We start from the raw sequence: 21800 nt of genomic DNA on the forward strand, positions 1-21800 counted from the left end.
GATCGCCGCCTACCATGAGGCTCGTGTCGGCGCCGGTCAAGCATCACTTTGTCCCGCAGTTTCTCTTGCGAGAGTTCAGCGACGAGGACCAGGGCCTCACCGTGCACCGCTTGCTCGGTTCGACCTACAACAGCAGCGTGCGAGATGTCGGTCATCGCAACCACGGCCACACTCTTGTGCGCAGAGACGGCAGCACCGACCAGAGTGGCTATGAGGCCATCATGTCCGAGATCGAGGCTGCAGCCGCAGCCTCCCTTGGCGCTCTTGTGGACGGTGAACCGCTGGACGAAGAGCGCCGCAGCGCTCTCAGATGGTTTCTGGCGCTGCAGTGGCGGCGACACCGCTACCTCTTCAACGCCATCCATAGCGAAATTGAGACGCCAAGTGACCTGAGTAAAGCGGAGATCCAGTCAGGCCTACTTAGGGTCTCACTGATGCCGTTGTTCTCGGCCTGGCGCCTACGAAACGACACCAGCGCCTATTACAAGGATCGTTGGGACTACGTCGAGTCAACCCTCAGTTCGTACAAGTGGAGACTTGTCCGGTATCGAAGCGATGTGCTTGTTATCGGCGATACAACACTGTGCTCCTGGGGCACGCGGCCTCCGAACGAGCCCGGATACAACGCCGCGCTTGCCCGTCATGGCCTGGGGGTGCCGTTGCACGCGGCGGCGCGCCTAACAGTTCCGTTGACCCCCCGCCTCGGTCTGCTGATGACGCATGACGAGAAGACGCAGCGGCTGGACGCAAAGACTTTCAATAGAGCGACGGTCTACAACAGCCGCGAGTTCGTCGCCCACGCAAGAGGTTGGACCCCGACCAATCCCGAGGTGGGCGCTTCGCTCATGCGTGACCTCGAAGTCCAGCGTTGGCTCGCGCCGATGCTCATCAAAGGCCCTCTCTGACTCTTGCGGTAGGTCACGGAGATCAGTTCAACACCCCTTGGGGTCGGCAGCGTCCGAGCGCTCGGTACCGGACGGCGCCCAGCAACGTCCTGGCGGGACTACTCCTAGTCGGGGGCGTCCGCTTGCAGCGCTTTGCTCGCCTGCTCGGCGTCATAGATGGTCGGCGCTGTAAGCAGTTGATCCAGTAGCACCCACGTGCGGCGGGCGTAGTGGATTTTCCCTGTTGGAATCGAATGAACCCGTAGGTCCGACCCGAGCGTGTAGACCGCGTGCGGACCGTATGGCCTGCTGGGTTCGCGACTCTTAGGCATGTCCGGCCATTCGTCTTGAAGCGACGGCAAGATGCGAGTCCCTTCGACTCGGTTCACCTGCTGCAGGCGCCCGTTCCACCGGAACCCCATCAGTATCGGCGGCCGCTTCGGCCACCCCTTGCCGAAAGGATGGAAGTAGATGTGCTGGTCGCGCACCCACTCGATGAAAGTGTGGGAACCGAACGGGTTCCCATTCAAGGCCACCACGTACACCCATTGAGAGTCGTAGGCGCGCACCGCTGTTGCCTCCTTCAGGTAGTCACGCAGTTGTCCCAGCCACAGCCGCTCCGACGGAGATCGTACGGAGGAGAAGATGCTTCGTAGGAGAGTCCGAACTTCGTCCCACGGCACGTGGCGGACCGGCACCCCGGCGACCTGCTTGGGCAGTTCGCGCGCCGCCCACAGCGCGGAGGAGTCGGAGAGGGAGACTAGGAGGCCGTGGTCGATGCCGGTGAATCGTCCGACGTACTTGCCCAGTTGCACTTCGTCAGGCTGAAGCCAGCCCTTCTTCGCTTCCAGCACAACGAGGGCCTGTGTGTCTCCCGACTGCAGCCGCATCTCAAGGTCCGTGCGTCCCGCGTCGTCCGGGGTCTCTAGCGCCAGTTCCACGTCGTCTGGATCGCCAGGCATGTCCAGGTGGCTCCACAGGGCTCGGCGCAGCGCCGGTGAGACAGTTAGCGCCCACCCCAGCGCTGCGGTCAGGTCGACCTCACCGCGACCCAGGAGGTCGAAGACCGTCGTGACCTCTCGCGTGTAGCGCACCAATGACGACACCAAACACCCCTCTCAATCACTCCTGGGTCAAGCAGATTGTCGCCCGAGCCGCTTCCAAGACGGGGCCACCCGGTTGATTGGCACCCTCTCGTACCGCGTGGCCTTGTTGCCCGCTGACACGAAAGAAGTGCTGCATGCCGCACCGAGCGCGTGTATGGACACATGCCCTACGGAACGCAGGACGCCCACGCCAAGGATGTTCTCCGGACGGATGTCGCGGTTGCCGCCGCCCTAGGGGCCGGTGAGGTCTTCTGATTGCCCGTCAACATCGCGACCTACGGCGTGTCATCCCGGAAATAGCGACCACGACATGCTCACCTAGAAGGTGCAACGCATCCGCTTTGTACACACAGGCGTCTCTTCCCCGCGCCGAACGGCCTCGGGGAGCCTGCATGCCCGGAACACCCGGATCCCGCCTTACCGGCGGTGCACCGCACGTTAGCGACGCGCAGTTCACGTGCCGTCGCGACACGCCGACGCCGGGCTCGGCGGAACTTGAGGCTCAGACCGCGTCGAGTCGCTTGCTCCCAGCCAGCCTGTGTCGACCGCAAGGGCTGTCGGTGGCCGTCCCTATCTTCGGTATCCGCCCCCGTCGGAAGGACAGGCCATGACGTACACCGCTCAACAGTTCGGCCGGACTGTCCGCGATGACTTCAACAACCGCCGCAGCCGCAACAACGTCTTCGAACACGCCTCGCTGCGAGCCTCCGCCGGACTCGCATTGGAGTCGCGTTCCCTTGGCCACCCGGACTTCGAAAGACTCGGCATCGGCGAGCGAGCCACCGCCCCGATGGTGGCTGTCTTCCTAGACCTCTCGAAGTTCACGCGCCGCACCTTCTGGGACGACCAAGACGAGACCGTCGACCTCGCCCACGCTGTCCTGACGGGGTTCATCGAGGTCGTGACGCGGTTCGGAGGCCATCCGCTCGGGTTACGCGGCGACGGCCTCTTCGCTGGCTTCAGCCCGGGGGACCGAGCCTTCACCGCAACCATGGCGTTGGGCGCGTCAGCGTTCGCGCTCAACGCTGTCCGTAACGAGGTCAACCCTTGGCTCGACCAACGCGGGTTCGAACGGATCCAGGCACGAGCAGGACTCGACTACGGAGACATCACCTTCGTGCGCACCGGCAGCCGGACGAGCAGCGAAGTCAACCCCCTCGGCTTCGCCGCCAACTTCGCCGCCAAATGCGAAAAGACGGCCGACTCCTGGCAGATCGTCGTCGGAGAAGGGCTCCGCAACCTCCTGCCCAACGAGGTCACGCACTTCTCGAACCACGCACTCTCACCCAAGCGCTACACGCGAGGCGACGAAGTCCGTCGCTACTACTTCTACGACTACAAGTGGGAAGCCACTGTGGCCCACCTCTCCGGCGTTACCGAACAACTCCACGGACACCCAACCAGCCAGATCAGCGCCCGATAGGAGAACGGCCCCATGACCATGGCAACCCTGCTCAGCCACTTCGGCCTGAGCGCGGAACGGTACGTCACTACCTCTGGGCAAGTCGTCTTCGGCGGCGTCACCAAGAGCGCCGTCGGACTAACCCACCCCGCCTACGGAGCCGTCACCCCGGTCAGCAATCACACCTTCCACGGTGGTGACGACCCAGTCGATGACGGCGCCGACCACTGGTGGACCGACGACGTGAAGGTCGTCACCCACATCGTCTCCATGAAGCAGGCCTTTCCCCAGTTCCAGTACCTCCCGGGAGACGACGACACCGCTCCGTGCTGGGTCGGAGACATCGACACCGGACGCGGTGCCTTCACGATCGGAGTGTTCCTCCGCAGAGACGAAGGGCTCCCGTTCGTCTCAGTCCTGAGCAAGCAGCCCCTCGGGCGCGCCGCCGGGAAGCGATTCATCCGTTCACCCCACCTCTACGACAGCGGCAGCCTCTGCATCGCCGACCAGTCCGACTGGGACCAAAACGTCCACACAGCCGCAACCGCCACCGCCTGGGCCGCACACTGGCTCGCTGCTTTCACTGAGTGGCGCATTACCCTCAAGTGGCCCGTAGACGGAGTCCACGTTGTGGCCTAGAAGACGCATCGCCCCCACGCCGCCCCCACCGACGGCATCAGAGCCTGAGACCGACGCCGCACGCGCCGACGGAGCCTTCCAGGCGATGGACCAACTCGGTCAATGGGTCCGCTTCGCCGACACCAAGGCCACCATCCTCGTCGCCGCCCTCGGCGTCATCCTCACCATGCTCATGACCAACGGCGACACCATCGCTGCGGCGACCGACCTCAGCAATCCGCAGGCCACGATCACCTACGGTCTCCTTGCCGTAGTCACCCTGTCGTTCGTGTGGACGCTCCTGTGGTTGCTCGGATCCATCAGCGCGCGCAGCACCTCAACAAGCACCGGCATCAACCGGTTCGCATGGCCCACCCTCGCCAGAACCGACGGACTCACGCTCCTCTCCCACGGACAGGAGAACGACGTTCGCGAAGACGCCTGGCAGCAGGTCGCCGACCTTGCCGGGCTCGCCAAGAAGAAGTTCGGAGCCTTCAACAAGGCTCTCGGGGGCTTCGCCGTCGTCATCGTCAGCGGCGCAGCACTCGTCGCGTTCGCCATCGCAGCCACCACATCGCCCACAACCCAGGCGCCGCCTCCGTCCGACGGCGGAGGCAGCAACGTGGAGACGCGCCGGTGAGCGGGTCGCCTCAACTGACCGTCACCCTGAAACGGTGCTGGCCAACTCAAGTGGCAAGATTCCGCACTCGTGGTCAGCGTCCACTGGCAAAACCTTTCGACCGTGACCGATATCGCGGTCAGACCGACTGGCCACCGTGTCACAACTTGCGCTTGAACGGCAGGCCGCATCTCTGACCAATCCGCCGGGTCACAAGTTTCTGCCCAGTCGCGCCATCACTGTCGGTAGAAGGCGTTACCGTCCTCCATTCACCCGACACAGATAGGACAAAGAATGGTCCAGCGGGTAGACATCCTCCTCGTCGATGACATCGACGGTTCCGAGGCAGCCGAGACCGTCGTGTTCGGTCTCGACGGGACCACCTACGAGATCGACGTGAACGAAAAGAACGCCGCGAAGATTCGGAAGGCTATCCAGCCGTTCGTCGAGTCGGCGCGGAAGGTGTCCCGCACCAACGGGCCTCCGCGACGCTCCCGGTCCACGCCCACCAGCCCGTCGGCAGCCGCCGTGCGTGCGTGGGCTGCGGAGCAGGGCATCGAGGTCCCCGAGAAGGGCCGCATCCCCGCCGACGTGCGAGACGCCTACAACGCCGCCCACTAGCCCCGAACATCGAACAGCCCCACACCGATGACGGTGTGGGGCTGTTCGGTTTTCACGGTCGAACCGTCAACCGTCTACACCTGGATGCCCGCAACCCGACGGCGCACAGTCCGCTCAGACGAACCCAGCAGCCGAGCAATCTCCGTCCACGAACGACCAGCCTCGCGCCACCCAACCGCCACCCGCGTCTGCTCATCCGTCAGCGCACGCGGACGCCCACCGACACGACCGCGGGCCCGCGCCGCCTTGATGCCCTGACGGGTGCGTTCCGCAAGGATGTCGCGCTCCATCTGCGCCAACGCCGCCATGATGGACAACACCATCTGCCCGGCAGGCGTGCCCGTGTCGATGCCGAGGCTCAGGATGCGGAGAGACACACCGCGCTCGCTCAACTCATCGACGAGCCGCAACAGTTCGCTCGTTCGTCGCCCAAGCCGGTCGAGCGCCTGAACGACGAGCGTGTCTCCGGGGCGCAGGAAGTCGAGACACGTATCGAGTCCCGGACGTGATGTTCGGGTGCCCGAAATGCCGTGGTCCTGGAAGACGCGGTCGCATCCTGCCTCGTTCAACGCGTCGAGTTGCCGGTCGAGGACCTGGTCCAAAGTGGACACGCGGGCGTAACCGATCAACGAACCGGCAGAAACGTACCTCTGCCCCTCCGAGTTTCGCCGGGGGTTTTCGCCGGGCTGCTCTGAACCGGTAGCGAGGCTCGGGCGGACACGGGCGGCGAAATCGGTCGTTTCTGACATAGCGGGACGTTCTCACTCACCACCGACAGCCACCCGAGATGCAGGCGGTCGGGTCGCGGTTACATCACGCCGATACCCACCCCATGTCCGACACAACCGCCGCCATCCTCGCGCCGCTCACTCCCGCCGAACGCGCGTTCGTCCTCGCGCAGCACGAGGCTGCGCCGCCGGTCACCCCTGCTGTGACGGAACAGGTGCGACGGCTTCGCGCCACACATACACGAGTCGTTGCGGGTCGAACCGGTTACCGCCCCGCGTCGACGGCTTCACGATGACCGCACTCATCAGCGCCTCGATGTAGGTGCGCTGTTGGTCAAGGCTCAGCGTCGCCCACTCGTCGGGTGACACTGGGCCCTTCTGCGTTATGTGGGACGCGGCGAGGAATTGCACTCGCTGCGCTTCCAGTTCGGACTGCTCGCGTTCGAGCGCCTCAACGTGCGGGAACACCACCTGCGCGGACAGGGCGCCCTTACGGAGGGCCTCCATCGCATCCCGAATCATCTGCGCGACCTCAGCCATCCGAGCGTGGCCCTGCCACTCGGCAGCCTCTGCTCGTGATGTCGCGTCAATCTGCTGTAGACGCATCAGGACCTGTGCTGTCACGAGCCGGTCGATAGCAAGCCCGGACCCACCCAGACCGTGGTCCGTCGGAAGCGTGGACGGTGAGCATACGTAGTAGAACTTGCCGCCCGTGTGAGCGTTCCCGTAGAGCGGGCCGTTGCAGATGCCGCACCGGACGATGCCCGTCAGGAGGTAGTGCCGTGCATCCCTGCGCGGCACTCGCTTCCGGGTGTCCGGCTGCGAGGTGACCATGAGTTGCAGCCGGTCCCAAACGTCCTGATCGAGCACCGGGTCCCACAGGCCGCGCACCGGTTCGCCGTCTTTGTCGAGAGCGACTTTGCTTTGATGGACCCGCCAACCCGCGAGTCTGGGGGAGCGGAGCATCTGCTTCAACGTCTGAGCAGTCCACTCCCGCCCAGTGGTGGTCTTCACTCCGGCGGTGTTCAGGGCGGCGACAACATCCCGGATGCTCTTCCCGGTAAGAATCTCATCGACCAACTGACGCAGGACCGCCACCTCAACTGGGTTGTGGGTCATCTTGTCCTTCTCGAACCCGAACGGACGATTCCCGCCCACCGGCTTCCCCTGCCGAGCCCGGTCCAGGTGGGACCGCTTCACGCGACGTGAGGTGTCAGCAGACGACTTGTTGGCGATGACGACCATGATGCGAGCGGTCAGGACTCCCGACTCGGTGGTGAGGTCAATCTCGGAGGCGGTCGCAGACATGATGGTTGCGCCGTACCGCTCGACTGTCTCGATGGCGTCTTCGAGGTCGCGTGGGTCGCGGGCCAGTCGGTCGAGGTCCCACACCATGAGCGCGTTGATACGACCGGTGCGGAGAGCGTGCAGCGCCTCATGCCACTGAGGGCGGATGACACGCCAGCCATAGTAGTCGTTTCCGATCGCATCGCTGACGAGCACGCGCTTCTTCTTGTAGGCGCTGGTGTTGTTCTCCTCGAACCACACAATCTCGGACGGTTCACCGCCCCGCGCCACTACACCGTCCGTGATGTCCTCCCGCTGGCGAGTCACACCCGAGCGGACATCGTTCGGGTCCTCACTGATGCGGGGGTACCCGCCCCACACTCTCGGGACTCCCTCCGGCGACGGCATGAGAGGACAATAGCCACATGAGCACCGCCGTTGTTCTTGGTCAACCAATGTGCTGCGACCAGCAGTACCCCATGGAGCACGCCTTTCGGGGTCCGGCCAAGGTGCTCGACCGGTTCGGCACCGTCGAGCCCGACGCCATCGCCGCGGCCGATCCCGAGCAGTTCGCCGCGATGGCCTCGACCCCGCCGGCCATCCACCGGTTCCCGGGCTCCATGGCTGCCCGCCTGCAGGAGCTGGCCCGCATCGTCGAGGAGACCTACGGCGGGGACGCCGCGCGGATCTGGACCGAGGCCGCCGACGGCAAGGACCTCCTCAGGCGCGTGATGGCGCTGCCGGGCTTCGGCAAGCAGAAGGCGCAGATCTTCGTCGCCCTGCTCGCCAAGCAGGCCGGTGTCCGCCCGGACGGCTGGGAGGCCGTGGTGGGCGACTACGCCCTGGAGGGCCACCGCTCGGTCGCCGACGTGGTGGACGCCGAGTCGCTGCAGAAGGTGCGCGACTTCAAGAAGGCCAAGAAGGCCGGGTCGGCAGCGGCGAAGAGCGCCGGCTGACCGCCCGCGCCGCGGCGTACGCGCCGTGCGAGCAGGCGGGTGCGGGAACGTCAGGACGGTCGTGGCAGAATGGCGACGCGGCTCTTGACGTCACCGGGCCTCGCCGCGCCCCGAAGTTGCTGGACGAGAGGTGTTCGTGTCTTCACACGCACGCAAGTTGCTCCCCGCCGAGGTGCTGTCGCACCCCTCCATCGCCGCTCTGATCGCCGCCGCGACCCCTGCCGGCACCGTGTCCCCCGAGGACGTACGGCGTGCCAGTGACGAGGCCGGCGTCGAGCCCCGGCACCTGAAGGCGCTCCTGGTGCACCTCAGCGGGCTCGGCATCTCGGTGCAGATCGATGCCACGAGCCTGCGCGCGGTGGCCGCCACCAGCAAGCGAGCCGCGACCTCGTCGGCCGCCAAGAAGGCACCGGCCAGGAAGACGGCTGCTGCTGAGGCTCCCGCCACGAAGGCGCCCGCGAAGAAGGCGGCCCCCGCGAAGAAGGCGGCGACCAAGAAGGCCGCCGCCTCGAAGTCCGCGGCCTCCGACGAGGCCGTCGACCTGGGCGCCGTCGCGGCGCCCGCTGTGGGACCCGACGGCAAGAAGCTGCTCCCGGACATCCCCGACGAGGTCTTCGAGAAGGACGTGGCCAAGGACCCGACGATCAAGGAGGACGAGAAGCAGGCCTTCACCGTCTCCGCGGCCGACGAGACCGACGAGCCCGAGCAGCAGGTCATGGTGGCCGGCGCCACCGCCGACCCGGTCAAGGACTACCTCAAGCAGATCGGCAAGGTCCCCCTCCTCAACGCCGAGATGGAGGTCGAGCTCGCCAAGCGCATCGAGGCCGGCCTCTTCTCGGAGGAGAAGCTCGGCAAGGGTGGCCGGATCAGCCCCAAGATGCTCGAGGAGTACGAGTGGATCGCTGAGGACGGTCGCCGGGCGAAGAACCACCTGCTCGAGGCCAACCTGCGTCTCGTCGTCTCGCTGGCCAAGCGCTACACCGGTCGCGGCATGCTCTTCCTCGACCTGATCCAGGAGGGCAACCTCGGCCTGATCCGTGCGGTCGAGAAGTTCGACTACACCAAGGGCTACAAGTTCTCGACCTATGCCACCTGGTGGATCCGTCAGGCGATCACCCGCGCCATGGCCGACCAGGCGCGCACGATCCGCATCCCGGTCCACATGGTCGAGGTCATCAACAAGCTCGCCCGTGTCCAGCGCCAGATGCTGCAGGACCTGGGCCGCGAGCCCACGCCCGAGGAGCTCGCCAAGGAGCTCGACATGACCCCCGAGAAGGTCATCGAGGTCCAGAAGTACGGCCGCGAGCCCATCTCGCTGCACACCCCGCTCGGCGAGGACGGTGACTCCGAGTTCGGTGACCTGATCGAGGACTCCGAGGCCATCGTCCCGGCTGACGCGGTCTCGTTCACCCTGCTCCAGGAGCAGCTGCACGCGGTGCTCGACACCCTGTCCGAGCGTGAGGCGGGGGTGGTGTCGATGCGGTTCGGCCTCACGGACGGCCAGCCCAAGACGCTCGACGAGATCGGCAAGGTCTACGGCGTGACCCGCGAGCGGATCCGCCAGATCGAGTCGAAGACGATGTCCAAGCTGCGCCACCCGAGCCGGTCCCAGGTCCTGCGCGACTACCTGGACTGACGCCTGCGTGCTGGCCCCCTGACCTGGTATCCGGGTCAGGGGGCCTTCTGCTGGCCGCGCTGTGACGGTATCGGGGCATCCATCTGCACCGATCTGCACCACATTGCTCCGACGGCTGACTATGCTGCGCCAGGCGTTCTCCACGGGGGAGGACTTCCAGAGAGGTCCACCGTGCGCCGTACGCGACGATCCACCACCCTGCCCCTGACCACGCTCCTCCTGCTGCTGATCGGTCTCCTGCTGCCCGCCGCAGCCGCCCAGGCGGTCGTCACCAGCACCATCCGTGGTGTCGTCCTCGTCACCGGGGCAGAGCCCGGCGTCGGAGTGGTGGTCGACCTGTACGCGCGGACCGATCCCGCCGCGTCGTGGGAGTCGGTCGCCACGACGACCACCGACGAGTTCGGCCACTACGAGCTGAGTGACGTGGCGCCTGGCACGTACCGGGTCGGGTTCGACGACCCCACCGGCGTCTACGAGGACGAGTACTGGTCCAACTTCAGCTCACTCCAGGACGCGGACGACCTCGTCGTGGGTCCGGGCGAGCTGATCGAGGACGTCAACGCGTTCCTCAACGCGCCCTACGTCCCGGGCCCGATCCGCGGCGCCATCACCGGGACGGTCGACGGCCTCCGGACCACCGACGCGGTCAAGGTCTCCGCCTACCAGCTGGTCGACGGAGCCTGGAGCCTCAAGGGCTTCATCTGGACCGGCTTCGACGGGACCTTCCGACTCAACCTTCCACCCGGCATCTACCGCATCGGTTTCACCGAGGAGCAGGGCGAGCTCGTGCCCGAGTTCTGGAACGACGTGGCGAGCCTCGACCTGGCCGCCGACATCGAAGTCCTCGAGGACACAGTCACGCCCGGCAGGAACGCCATCCTCACGCCCGCACCGGGCTCGCCCGTGCCGCCGCCGGTCTCCCCGGTCCCGACCGTCCCGGTGGCCCCGGCCGTGCCGGTGGCGTCCACCCCCTTCACGCTGGCAGACGTCACCCGGCCAGCGATCACGGGCAGGGCGAAGGTCGGCAGGCGCCTGCGTGCGTCCGGCGGCTCGTGGATGCGGGACCCCGGTGTGTCCGTCACCTACCGGTGGCTGGCCGGCCGGCGCATCATCAAGAAGGCGACCCGGGACCGGCTCAGGGTCACCCCTGCTCTCGTGGGGAAGCGGATCCGCGTAAGGGTGACGGCTCGCACGGCAGACGCCAAGATCATCGTCATCAGCCGGCGCACCCCCAAGGTCGTGGCCTGATCGATCCGCGGTCCGCGCACCGACCGCTGACGCTCCGCGCCGACCTCGCCGCCCGGTTACGGTGAGGCGATGGGCCTCCTGCGTCGTGCCGCCACCGCGACGTCCTTCGCGCTCGTCCTGACCGGCTGCTCCGCGGACCCCTCCGAGATCTCCGGCACGCCACCGCCGGACTCACTGTCCGCGAGCCCGACGACCAGCCCGAGCGACGACCCGACGCCTGTGCCGGAGCCGACCGACCCTGCCGTGCCGGTCGCGCCCGCCGACTTCGAGCGGTCCACCGCCGTCCGGGTCGTGCGCCACCTCGCCGGGGTGATCGGGCCCCGCGAGGCGACCGGCCGTGCGTACGCCCGAGCCGCCGACTGGGTTCAGGCCGAGCTCGAGGGACTGGGGTACGACGTGGCGTGGCAGCGATTCGACGTGCCGACGGGGGCGTCGTGGGGTGTCCCCGTCCCCGCCGGCCGGTCCGTCAACGTGGTGGCGACGCCGGTCGGGTTCGACCCCTCCCGCCCGCACCTGGTCGTCGGCGCGCACCTCGACACCGTCCCGCAGGCGCCGGGCGCGGAGGACAACGCATCCGGCGTCGGCGTCCTGCTGGCGGTCGCCGAGGCGCTCGCGCAGCGACGGACCCGTCTGCCCGTGGTGCTGGTCGCCTTCGGCGCGGAGGAGCCGCGCGGCCCGAGCGACGACGACCACCACTACGGCTCGCGCCACTACGCCGCCGAGATGGGGCGTCGCGAGCGCACCGCCATGCGCGGCATGGTGTCGCTCGACCGCGTCGGGGTGGGCGCCACTGTTCCCGTCGGCTCCGCCTCGGCGTCCGACCCGGTGCAACGCGCGCTGCTGGCCGCAGCCCGCTCCGCCGGCGTACCCGCGCTGGCGGTGGCCGAGCAGCGCAGCAGCGACCACTGGTCGTTCGTCCGCGCCGGGCTTCCGGCGGCCCGGCTCGGGTCGACGTCGTACGCCGCCTACCACTCGTCGGCGGACGTCCCGGCCGTCGTGCAGGCCGACCAGCTCGCGCGGGTCGGTCGGATCGTGCTCGCCTGGCTGGCGCCGCGCTAGGGGTCGCCCAGTCCGGCACACGCCCGGAGCGCCGTACGCCGCGCACCCGACGCGGCCGCCTCGCTGCCGGAGGCACCCACGGGCAGGCCGTCCGCGCCGATCGTCGCGGGCCACCAGCGCGAGGCGGTGACACGCGCGCGACCGGTCGGCTCCATCGGCGGGCGGACGGTGAGCGTGAGCACGCCGCTCGGGCCGGGGGAGTACCAGGCGAAGTTGCCGAGACCGTAGGCGACGTAGCCCGCGCCGAGCCGGCCGTCGCCCTGGACCTCGTGGGCGTGGCTGCCCGCCACGACGTCCGCCCCGGCGCCGACGAGGCGCGCAGCCAGCCGGCGCTGGACCGGGGACGGGCACGTCTCACCCTGGACGCCCCAGTGGAGGTAGGCGACGACGACGTCGGCGACGGTGTCGACCCGGCGTACGGCGCGCAGCAGGCGTCGCGGGTCCATCGCGTCGGCGACGCCGGGGAGATCCGGACCGGCGGCCCACTGCCCGGTGGGGTCGGCGGTGGGATCCGCGTCGGCGACCGACGCGGCCACGGTCGCCACGACGGTGCCGTCGACGTCGACCAGGGCGGGCGCGAACGCCTCCTCGTGGTCGGCGCCGATGCCGACGACGGCGAGGGGCGGGTCCGCGGCGGCCGCTCGACGCGCCGCGCGCAGCGTGGACGGAAGCCGGGCGCGGCCGAAGTCCAGCGCGTGGTTGTTGGCCATGGCGGCCACGTCGACGCCGGCGGCGGCAAGAGCGGTGAAGGCGGCGGGGCCGGCCGAGAAGGTGTACCTCTTGCCGGGCTCGGGTCGTCCTCCGGCGCCGACGGACGTCTCCAGGTTGGTCACGGCGACGTCGGCCGCGGTGAGCACACGTGCCGCCGGGCCCAGCGCGCTGGCGGGCTCGCGCAGCCGCGCGGCGAGCGGCCCCTCGAAGTGGATGTCGCCGGCCAGCGCGATCGTGACCGGGGGCGGTCGTCGCGCGGGCGGGTCCGGGGCGACGGACGGGTCGGCCGGTGTCGTGGCCGGTGTCGTGGCCGCAGCAGTCGGGTCGGTAGGCGCTGCGGGCGGGTCGGCCGGGGTGCTGCACCCCGTGGCGAGCAGGGTCGCCGCGAGGCCCACGGCGGCCACAGGGCCCACCGCCCGCACCGCTGACCCCCTGACCGGCATGGCGCCATCGTGCCACCGCGGAGGTGGACCCCTCCCCAAGTAGGTGGACGGGACGGGGGTGCGCGGTGACACACTCGGCACATGAGAACTCGGATCTCACTGGCCGCCGTCCCCGCGCTGGCACTCGCCGCACTGTTCGCCGCGCCCGCGCAAGCGGAGTTCTACAACATCGACGACCCCGCTGACGCGAAGGCGTCGCTCACCGACATCTACGGCCTCGAGGCCAACCACGGCAGCGACAACGTGCTCGTCAAGGTGCGCTTCAACGAGCTGATGCGCTCCAGCGCGGCCGGGGTGTCGGTCTTCTTCGACACCGATCGCGACGCCAAGGGTCCGGAGTACGTGCTGAGCAGCGGCCTCGGGGACGGCACCGACTACGTCCTGACCGACGCCGAGGGCTGGCGGGGGAGCGACGACCGGGTCCGCTGCGACTACTCCGCGCGGCCCAAGTGGGGCCAGGAGGTCTTCCGCGCCGTGCTGAGCCGCGACTGCTTCGACCGGGTGCCCTCGCTGCGAGTCTCGGTGAAGATGGTCGACCAGGCCGACGGCTCGCACCCGGTGCGTGACTGGGTGCCGAAGCGCAAGCGCTGGACCCTGCCGATCGCCACCGGCCTGCGCGCCTGAGCGATCAGGCCGCGGCGACGAGCCCCACGGCGAGCCCGCACAGCAGCAGGCCGAGCGCCTGCGAGGCGTGGATCCGCTCGCGCAGCACCGCGGCGGCGAGTCCGATCGTGATCGCCGGGTAGAGCGAGGTCACCACGGACGCGACGGTCAGCAGCCCGGTCTGGGTCGCGAGCAGGAACGCGACGACCGCCGCGGTGGCGAGGACGCCCGCGGCGGCACCCCACGCCTGCGAGGCGTCGTACGGGACCCAGCGAGCCCGCAGCGCTGCCGCGGTGAGTGCCACCGCGACCACGGCCACGCCCTGGGCCACGGCGAGCGGGGCGAAACCGGCCGACTCGGGAACCTGGCCCATCGCGGCGAAGAGCAGCCCGAAGCCGAGGCCGGCGAGGACACCGTCGACGATCCCGGCGGCCAGGCTGCCGGCGCCGTCGGGCTCGCGGCTCACCAGCCAGATGCCAGGGACGGCGGCCAGGATGCCGAGCCAGACGAGCAGGTCGGGTCGTTCACCGGTGGCGACGCCCACGCACACGGGCAGCAGGGCGGCTCCCACGGCTGAGATCGGCGCGACGACACCCATCCGGCCGGCGGCGAGCCCGCGATAGAGGAAGGCGCCGCCGGCGCCGCTGCCGATGCCGGCGAGGGCGCCCCACCAGAGGTCGACGCTGCTGGGAGATCCGTGGGTGACGAGCGCGAGGACCACGGCCCCCGCGAACGCAGCAAGGGCGCCGACGAACGCGACCGGCCACGCGGACGTACGCCGTGACGCGAGGCCGCCGACGAAGTCCGAGAGACCGTAGGCCGCGGCGGCGGCGAGGGAGAGCAGGACCGCCATCAGGTGATGACGACGCCGACGGCCCACGCCCCCGCGGCGAGGAGGACTGCCACGAGCTCGATCAGGATCGACACGCCGACGGCCCGGAGGGCGCCCTTGGTCGAGGGCCACGCCAGCGCTGCTCCGACGCGGGCGCGCTCGGCGACGTAGACCCCCAGGACGAACCCGATGAGCAGCCCGATCACCGGGATGAGGAAGAACCCGATGAAGGCCACGAGGGCGCCGACGAGCAGCGTGCGGTTGGGGACGCCGGACGACTTGAGCTGCCGGCCGGGCACGAGGTACTTCACGACCGTGCCGGCGGCGAGCAGCACGGTGGCCACGGCGAACACGATCCAACCGGTGGACGTGCCGACCTGCACCGCCCAGACCAGGATCGCGCCCAGGACCAGCACGGTGCCGGGCAGGACGGGGACGATGACGCCCGCGACGCCGACGGCGATCGCGAGGGCGACGAGGATCTCGGTGGCGCTCACGGGGCACAGCCTCCCAGACGGACGGGACAGGCCCGGACCGGACAGGCAATGACCGGCCCGGGACGGGACGCAGAACGGCCCCGGAGAGCTGAGTCCGGGGCCGTTCTGGAAGTCGGGTGGTCGGGGTGCGTCAGGCCTCGCTGCCCGCGGCGGGGGTCTCGAGCTTGTGGGTCTCGTCGTGGACCGTGGCAGCGACCTCGCGAAGCTTCTCGCCGTGCTCGCGAGCGTGGTGCGCGCAGAACAGCAGCTCGCCGCCGGTCTGGAGCTCCACACGGAGGTAGGCCTGGGCGCCGCAGCGGTCGCAGCGGTCACCGGCCGTGAGGACGGCCTGGGTGGGTGCGGTGGCAGTGGTCACGTCAGCCTCATTTCTTGTTCATCGGTGTCTGGCCCAACGTAGCCAGTGGGGCAAAGATTCCCCGCCGGCGGGTGTAGATCGAGAACTCATCCAGTGAATCACGTCGCATCCCTCCTCGCTGGCGTTGTCCTCAACCGTGGACGCACCGTTGCAGAAGCGATACCTGTGGGGTGCCCCACGCTAGACCCGCTCATGCGCGCCGCGGGGCAGGCGTGCCTCCGCCGCCGTCCGGCGTGTCGCGGGTAGGTTCTCTCCTTGTGGCAGCACCGTCAGACAACACCTACAACGCAGCTCACCTCCTGGTCCTCGAGGGCCTCGACGCGGTCCGCAAGCGGCCGGGCATGTACATCGGCTCGACCGACACGCGCGGGCTCATGCACTGCCTGTGGGAGATCATCGACAACGGCGTGGACGAGGCGCTCGCCGGCGTCGCCCACCTCGTCGAGGTCACGCTGCACGACGACGGGTCCGTCGAGGTCTACGACGACGGGCGCGGCATCCCGACCGACAAGGAGCCCAAGACCGGGTTGTCGGGCGTCGAGGTCGTGGCCACCAAGCTGCACGCCGGCGGCAAGTTCGGCGGCGGCTCGTACGTCGCCACCGGCGGCCTGCACGGCGTCGGCCTGTCGGTGGTCAACGCGCTGTCGTCGCGGATGGACATCGACGTGGACCGCTCGCCGAGCCAGCAGGGCCTGTCCTTCCAGCGCGGCGTGCCCGGCGTCTTCGACGGAGACGGGCCCGACGCCCCGTTCACGCCCCGGTCCGGCCTGACCCGCAAGGGCAAGCGGGTCGCGAAGGGCAGGACCGGCACCCGCATCCGGTTCTGGCCGGACCGCCAGATCTTCACCAAGGACGCCCGGTTCGAGATGGACGGCCTCGTCGGCCGTGCCCGCCAGACGTCCTACATCGTCCCCGGGCTCGAGCTGGTCATCCGCGACCGCCGCTCGGGCGAGATGGTCGAGGAGAAGTTCCGCCACGACGGCGGCATCGCGGAGTTCGTGGAGTTCCTCTCCCACGGCGACCCTGTGACCGACATCCTGCGGCTGCAGGGCACCGACACCTTCACCGAGACGGTGCCGCTGCTCGACGACAAGGGCCACATGACGCCGCAGGAGGTCGAGCGCGAGCTCACCGTCGACGTCGCCGTGCGCTGGGACACCGCCTACGACACCGAGGTCCGCTCCTTCGTCAACGTGATCGCCACCCCGAAGGGCGGCACCCACGTCAGCGGGTTCGAGGCCGCTCTGACCAAGACCTTCAACGACGCGATGCGCGCCGCCAAGGTCCTCAAGGCCGCCGACACCGACGTCATCAAGGACGACGTGCTCGAGGGCCTGACGGCGGTGGTGACCGTACGCCTGGCCGAGCCGCAGTTCGAGGGCCAGACCAAGGAGATCCTGGGCACCCCGGCGGCGCGCGGAGTCGTACGCAAGGTGGTGGCCGGCGAGCTCAAGTCGTTCCTGACCTCGACCAAGCGCGCCGAGAAGGCGCAGGCCAAGCTGCTGATGGAGAAGGTCGCCGGGGCGTCGAAGACCCGCCTGGCCGCCCGCCAGCACAAGGAGAACCAGCGCCGCAAGAACGCGCTGGAGTCCTCCGCGCTGCCTGCCAAGCTCTTCGACTGCCGCAGCACCGACACCGAGCGCACCGAGCTCTTCATCGTCGAGGGCGACTCGGCGATGGGCACCGCCAAGGCCGCCCGCAGCAGCGAGTTCCAGGCGCTGCTGCCGATCCGCGGCAAGATCCTCAACGTGCAGAAGGCCACCGTCGGCGACATGCTCAAGAACGCCGAGTGCGCCTCGATCATCCAGGTCGTCGGCGCCGGCTCGGGGCGTACGTTCGACCTCGAGGCGGCGCGCTACGGTCGGATCATCCTGATGGCCGACGCCGACTCCGACGGCGCCCACATCCGCTGCCTGCTCGCGACGCTGTTCTTCAAGTACATGCCCGAGCTGGTGCGGGACGGGCGGCTGTTCTCGGCCGTGCCGCCGCTGCACCGCATCGAGCTGTCCAACCCCAAGAAGGGGATGGACAAGTACATCTACACCTATTCCGACGACGAGCTGCAGCGCAAGCTCGCCGAGCTGAAGAAGAAGAACGTCCGCTGGAAGGACCCGGTCCAGCGCTACAAGGGCCTCGGCGAGATGGACGCCGACCAGCTGGCCGAGACGACGATGGACCCGCGCCACCGTACGCTCCGCAAGCTCACCATCGACGACGTCGACGAGGCCAGCAAGGTCTTCGACCTGCTGATGGGTTCCGACGTCGCCCCGCGCAAGGAGTTCATCGTGCAGGGGGCCTACGAGGTCGACGTGGAGACCCTGGACGCGTGATGGTCGACCTGGTGGTCGTCGACGAAGCCGACGAGGGCCTGGTCCACGAGCTCTGGCCGGTCTACCGGAGTGTTTTCGGCGACTTCGATCACGTGGACGCATGGCGCGACCAGGTCTGGGACCGGCACGCCGCGCGAGCAGGTTTCCGGCTTGCGCTCGCGCGGAACGGTGGTGCGCTGGTCGGTTTCGCGTACGGCTACACGGGCGAGCACGGCCAGTGGTGGACCGACAACGCCGCCACCGTGCTGCATCCAGACGTCGCCTCGGACTGGCTCGGCGGGCACTTCGAGCTGGTCAGCATCGGTGTCGATCGGACAGCGCGCGGAGCGGGCCTCGGACGGCGACTCCTCGCGGCGCTCACGGACGGCGTCGACCACCCACGGTGGGTCCTCATGACCTCTGCGGACCCCGAGGATCCGGCCCGACGCCTGTACCGGTCGGCCGGCTGGGCGGTGATCGGCCCGGGGCTTTCCGAGGAGAAGGTCATCATGGGGCGGGTGCGGCCAGCGCACCTGTAGCCGCGGCGCGTCGGACGACCTCAGGTCGGTCCGACGTGGTGCTCGGAGCGTGGGCACCTACGACCAATCGGTACTTCTGGTCGTCGGACGCGCCGGGTCGACCGTGACAGTGGTTGTGTCGCGATCACCCGCTCAGTAGGTTTGTGGCTCGCGTCACAACCGGTCGAGAGGGAGCAGATGCCCGACGAGAAGTTCGACTACGTCGTCATCGGATCGGGCAGCGCCGGCGGCGTCGTCGCCGCCCGGCTGACAGAGGATCCGGACGTCCGGGTGCTGCTGCTGGAGGCCGGTCCGGCGGACGACGACGACAACATCCGCATCCCCCTGGCGTTCTCGATGCTGTTCAAGACCAGGTGGGACTGGAACTACGAGACCACGCCCCAGAAGCACCTCGACGGGCGCCGGGCCTACTGGCCGCGCATGAAGGCGCTCGGCGGCTGCTCGTCGATGAACGCGATGATCTACATCCGCGGCAACCACGCCGACTACGACGAGTGGCGCGACGCCTACGGCGCTTCGGGCTGGGGCTTCGAGGACGTCCTGCCCTACTTCGTGAAGGCCGAGGGCAACACCCGCCTCGGCGGCCGTTTCCACGGCACCGACGGACCACTCCACGTCGAGGACCGCACCTACGACCACGAGCTCAGCACGGCGTTCATCGAGGCAGGTGTCGCCGCGGGGCTCAAGCGCAACGACGACTTCAACGGCGCCGAGCAGGACGGCATCGGCCGCTACCAGGTGACGTGCAAGAAGGGGCGGCGCTGGTCCGTCGCCGACGCCTACATCCACCCGGCCGACAAGCGCCCGAACCTCACGGTCCGCACCGAGGCCTTCGTGACGCGGATCCTGCTCGAGGGCAATCGCGCCGTCGGCGTGGCGTACACCCGCGGCGGCGAGGACCACGTCGCCCGCGTCGACGCCGAGGTCGTGCTCAGCGGCGGCGCGGTCAACAGCCCCCAGCTGCTGATGCTGTCGGGCATCGGGCCGGGGGCGCACCTGCGCGAGATGGGCATCGACGTGGCGGTCGAGTCGTCCGGCGTGGGCCAGAACCTCCAGGACCACCCGGTCGCCGGGATCCTCAGCTACACCAAGGACACCACCGACATCGCCGAGATGCTCGGCGTGGGCAACCTGCTGAAGTGGAAGGCCACCGGCAAGGGCCCGCTGAGCTCCAACGTCGCGGAGACCGGTGCCTTCTACGCCTCGCGCGACGACCTGGCGCTGCCCGACATCCAGCTCCACGTCGCGCCGACCGGGTTCTACGACAACGGCATGCACGAGCCCGTACGCCGGGCGCTGACCACCGCCGTGACGCTGGTCAACGTGCAGAGCTCGGGCCACGTGCGGCTGCGCTCGGCCGACCCCACCTGGCACCCGGAGATCGATCCGGGCTACTTCGACGACCGGGCCGACCTCGAGGCCATGATCGGCGGGTTCCGCACCGCACTGGAGATCCTGCGCCAGGGCCCCATCGCGACGTACGTCGACGAGCCGTGGATCCCCGCCTCGGCCGACCCGAGCGACGACGAGATCATCGAGGGCATCGGCCGGCTCGGCCAGACGCTCTACCACCCCGTCGCGACCTGCGCGATGGGCACGGTCGAGGGCAGTGTCGTCGACCCGCAGCTGCGGGTCCACGGGGTCGAGGGCCTCCGGGTCGCGGACGCCTCCGTCATGCCACGCGTCCCGCGCGGCAACACCAACGCCCCCACCATCATGATCGGCGAGAAGTGCGCCGACCTCATCAAGGAGTCCCGATGATCACCCCACGACGTTCCTCTCCTCCGCTCCGCTCCTCCGAGCAAGCGCCGCGGGGACCCCGATGAGCACCACGCTCGAGCCGACCGCCCCGTCCACCGCGTCCGACACCTTCGACTCCCTCGCCCCTGCCACCGGTGACCTGGTCGGCACGCACCCCGTGATGGGTCGCGACGAGGTCGATGCGGCGGTGGCCCGCGCCCGGGACGCCGTGGACTGGTGGGGCAACCTCTCCTTCGACGAGCGGGCCGACTACCTCCTCACCTGGCGCAGCGTGATGACCCGGCGCATCGCCCAGCTCGCCGACCTGGTCCACCGCGAGACCGGCAAGCCCCACGGTGACGCGCAGCTCGAGATCGTGCTCGCGATCGACCACATCGCGTGGGCGGCGAAGAACGCGAAGAAGGTGCTGGGGGCGCGCAAGGTCTCCTCCGGCCTGCTCATGGCGAACCAGGCGGCCACCGTGGCCTACCACCCGCTCGGCGTGATCGGCGTGATCGGGCCGTGGAACTACCCGGTCTTCACGCCGATGGGCTCGATCGCCTATGCCCTCGCGGCGGGCAACTCGGTGGTGTTCAAGCCCAGCGAGCACACGCCCGGCGTGGGCCAGTGGCTCGCCGACAGCTTCCGCGAGGTCGTGCACGGCCGTGACGTGCTCCAGGTGGTGACGGGTCTCGGCGAGACCGGCGACGCCCTGTGCCGCGCGCGGATCGACAAGCTCGCCTTCACCGGCTCCGGGCGCACTGGCAAGAAGGTGATGGCCGCCTGCGCGGAGAACCTCACCCCGGTCATCATCGAGGCCGGCGGCAAGGACTCGCTGATCGTCGACGAGGACGCCGACCTGGCCAAGGCCGCAGAGGCGGCACTGTGGGGCGGCATGGGCAACGCCGGCCAGACCTGCATCGGCACCGAGCGGGTCTACGTCCACGAGAAGGTCTTCGACGCCTTCGTGGCCGAGATCCTCGCCCAGGCCGAGGGGCTCCGCGCGGGTGCGGACAGCGGGGCGAAGATCGGCCCGATCACCATGCCGTCACAGCTGGCGGTGATCAGGGACCACATCCAGGACGCGGTCGCCCGCGGTGCCCGGGTCGTCCTCGGCGGTCCCGACGCGGTGGGGGAGCGTTTCGTGCAGCCCACCATCCTCACCCACGTCCCGGAGGACTCCACGGCGATCACCGAGGAGACCTTCGGCCCGACGCTGGCGATCAACCCGGTCACGAGCATGGACGAGGCAGTACGCCTCACCAACGCCACGCAGTACGGCCTCGCGGGCGCCGTGTTCTCCAAGAGCAACGGAGTCTCGATCGCCCACCGCATCCGCTCGGGGATGACCTCGGTCAACTCCGTGATCGCCTTCGCGGCCGTCCCGGGCCTGCCCTTCGGCGGGGTCGGGCAGTCGGGCTTCGGCCGCATCCACGGCCCCGACGGCCTGCGGGAGTTCACCTACGCCAAGGCCGTGACGCGCCAGAAGTTCGCGCCGGTGATGAACCTGACGTCGTTCGCCCGCGACGCCGCCACCGACGGCAAGGTGGCCCAGCTGGTGACGCTGCTGCACGGCGGGAAGCAGACGCTCAGGTAGGTCGCCTGGG

At 69.0% G+C, this 21800-nt stretch carries 21 protein-coding genes; 14 read left to right on the forward strand and 7 right to left on the reverse strand.

Going from position 1 to position 21800, the window contains the following annotated elements; genetic code table 11:
• Positions 1-23 precede the first annotated feature (23 nt).
• Positions 24-905, forward strand: a complete 882-nt coding sequence (locus AC57BS_RS19265) for a DUF4238 domain-containing protein (protein WP_496413059.1) — start codon at positions 24-26, stop codon at positions 903-905.
• A gap of 104 nt (positions 906-1009) precedes the next feature.
• On the opposite strand, the gene AC57BS_RS19270 is transcribed toward AC57BS_RS19265, so the two are convergent.
• Positions 1010-1990 (reverse strand): hypothetical protein, encoded by a 981-nt coding sequence (locus AC57BS_RS19270; RefSeq protein ID WP_496413060.1) that lies wholly within the window; start codon positions 1988-1990, stop codon positions 1010-1012.
• Between the two features lie 607 nt (positions 1991-2597).
• Here AC57BS_RS19270 and AC57BS_RS19275 point away from each other — a divergent pair.
• The 4 genes from AC57BS_RS19275 to AC57BS_RS19290 all read left to right on the forward strand — a co-directional run bounded on the left by AC57BS_RS19275 (position 2598) and on the right by AC57BS_RS19290 (position 5250).
• Positions 2598-3413: an adenylate/guanylate cyclase domain-containing protein gene (locus tag AC57BS_RS19275; protein WP_496413061.1), complete on the forward strand. Its 816-nt coding sequence runs from the start codon at positions 2598-2600 to the stop codon at positions 3411-3413.
• 12 nt (positions 3414-3425) lie between these two features.
• Positions 3426-4031, forward strand: coding sequence for a type II CBASS E2 protein (locus AC57BS_RS19280; RefSeq protein ID WP_496413062.1), 606 nt, complete (start codon positions 3426-3428; stop codon positions 4029-4031).
• Positions 4032-4116: 85 nt separating this feature from the next.
• Positions 4117-4650: a Pycsar system effector family protein gene (locus AC57BS_RS19285; RefSeq protein WP_496413063.1), complete on the forward strand. Its 534-nt coding sequence runs from the start codon at positions 4117-4119 to the stop codon at positions 4648-4650.
• Between the two features lie 273 nt (positions 4651-4923).
• Entirely contained in the window at positions 4924-5250 is a 327-nt protein-coding gene (locus AC57BS_RS19290) for a histone-like nucleoid-structuring protein Lsr2 (protein ID WP_496413064.1), read from the forward strand.
• Positions 5251-5324: 74 nt separating this feature from the next.
• Here AC57BS_RS19290 and AC57BS_RS19295 read toward each other — a convergent pair whose 3' ends face one another.
• A complete protein-coding gene (locus tag AC57BS_RS19295) occupies positions 5325-5999 on the reverse strand; it encodes a recombinase family protein (RefSeq protein ID WP_496413065.1) in 675 nt (224 codons plus the stop codon).
• 171 nt (positions 6000-6170) lie between these two features.
• Positions 6171-7673 carry a recombinase family protein gene (locus AC57BS_RS19300; protein ID WP_496413066.1) on the reverse strand — a complete coding sequence of 501 codons (1503 nt, stop codon included), beginning with the start codon at positions 7671-7673 and terminating at the stop codon, positions 6171-6173.
• Between the two features lie 17 nt (positions 7674-7690).
• Here AC57BS_RS19300 and AC57BS_RS19305 point away from each other — a divergent pair, with 17 nt between their 5' ends.
• From AC57BS_RS19305 to AC57BS_RS19320, 4 genes are all read left to right on the forward strand, one after another.
• Positions 7691-8221 carry an HhH-GPD-type base excision DNA repair protein gene (locus AC57BS_RS19305; protein ID WP_496413067.1) on the forward strand — a complete coding sequence of 177 codons (531 nt, stop codon included), beginning with the start codon at positions 7691-7693 and terminating at the stop codon, positions 8219-8221.
• 136 nt (positions 8222-8357) lie between these two features.
• Entirely contained in the window at positions 8358-9857 is a 1500-nt protein-coding gene (locus AC57BS_RS19310; RefSeq protein ID WP_496413068.1) for an RNA polymerase sigma factor, read from the forward strand.
• Between the two features lie 171 nt (positions 9858-10028).
• On the forward strand, positions 10029-11105 hold the full coding sequence (locus AC57BS_RS19315; RefSeq protein WP_496413069.1) for an SdrD B-like domain-containing protein: 1077 nt from the start codon (positions 10029-10031) through the stop codon (positions 11103-11105).
• Between the two features lie 69 nt (positions 11106-11174).
• Positions 11175-12164, forward strand: coding sequence for a M28 family metallopeptidase (locus AC57BS_RS19320; RefSeq protein WP_496413070.1), 990 nt, complete (start codon positions 11175-11177; stop codon positions 12162-12164).
• Here the strand turns inward: AC57BS_RS19320 and AC57BS_RS19325 are convergent.
• Entirely contained in the window at positions 12161-13318 is a 1158-nt protein-coding gene (locus tag AC57BS_RS19325) for a CapA family protein (RefSeq protein WP_496413071.1), read from the reverse strand. The two genes, AC57BS_RS19320 and AC57BS_RS19325, sit on opposite strands and share 4 nt — an antisense overlap.
• Positions 13319-13399: 81 nt before the next feature.
• Here AC57BS_RS19325 and AC57BS_RS19330 point away from each other — a divergent pair, with 81 nt between their 5' ends.
• Entirely contained in the window at positions 13400-13942 is a 543-nt protein-coding gene (locus AC57BS_RS19330; RefSeq protein WP_496413072.1) for a hypothetical protein, read from the forward strand.
• Between the two features lie 4 nt (positions 13943-13946).
• On the opposite strand, the gene AC57BS_RS19335 is transcribed toward AC57BS_RS19330, so the two are convergent.
• From AC57BS_RS19335 to AC57BS_RS19345, 3 genes are all read right to left on the reverse strand, one after another.
• The gene (locus AC57BS_RS19335) at positions 13947-14774 is read right to left on the reverse strand and encodes an EamA family transporter (RefSeq protein ID WP_496413073.1); all 828 of its coding nucleotides are present in this window, start codon (positions 14772-14774) and stop codon (positions 13947-13949) included.
• Entirely contained in the window at positions 14774-15250 is a 477-nt protein-coding gene (locus AC57BS_RS19340; protein ID WP_496413074.1) for a DUF456 domain-containing protein, read from the reverse strand. The genes AC57BS_RS19335 and AC57BS_RS19340 overlap by 1 nt, the downstream gene beginning before the upstream one ends.
• 130 nt (positions 15251-15380) lie before the next feature.
• A complete protein-coding gene (locus AC57BS_RS19345) occupies positions 15381-15605 on the reverse strand; it encodes a DUF7455 domain-containing protein (RefSeq protein WP_496413075.1) in 225 nt (74 codons plus the stop codon).
• Positions 15606-15862: 257 nt separating this feature from the next.
• Here AC57BS_RS19345 and AC57BS_RS19350 point away from each other — a divergent pair, with 257 nt between their 5' ends.
• From AC57BS_RS19350 to AC57BS_RS19365, 4 genes are all read left to right on the forward strand, one after another.
• The gene (locus AC57BS_RS19350) at positions 15863-17935 is read left to right on the forward strand and encodes a DNA gyrase/topoisomerase IV subunit B (RefSeq protein WP_496413076.1); all 2073 of its coding nucleotides are present in this window, start codon (positions 15863-15865) and stop codon (positions 17933-17935) included.
• Positions 17935-18453 carry a GNAT family N-acetyltransferase gene (locus AC57BS_RS19355; protein WP_496413232.1) on the forward strand — a complete coding sequence of 173 codons (519 nt, stop codon included), beginning with the start codon at positions 17935-17937 and terminating at the stop codon, positions 18451-18453. Before AC57BS_RS19350 ends, AC57BS_RS19355 begins: the two co-directional genes overlap by 1 nt.
• Positions 18454-18630: 177 nt before the next feature.
• Positions 18631-20214, forward strand: a complete 1584-nt coding sequence (locus AC57BS_RS19360; protein WP_496413077.1) for a GMC family oxidoreductase — start codon at positions 18631-18633, stop codon at positions 20212-20214.
• A 61-nt stretch (positions 20215-20275) separates the two neighbouring features.
• The gene (locus tag AC57BS_RS19365; RefSeq protein ID WP_496413078.1) at positions 20276-21790 is read left to right on the forward strand and encodes an aldehyde dehydrogenase family protein; all 1515 of its coding nucleotides are present in this window, start codon (positions 20276-20278) and stop codon (positions 21788-21790) included.
• Positions 21791-21800: the final 10 nt, after the last annotated feature.

Source organism: Nocardioides sp. BGA-UO-ETr-FS32 (assembly GCF_059567905.1).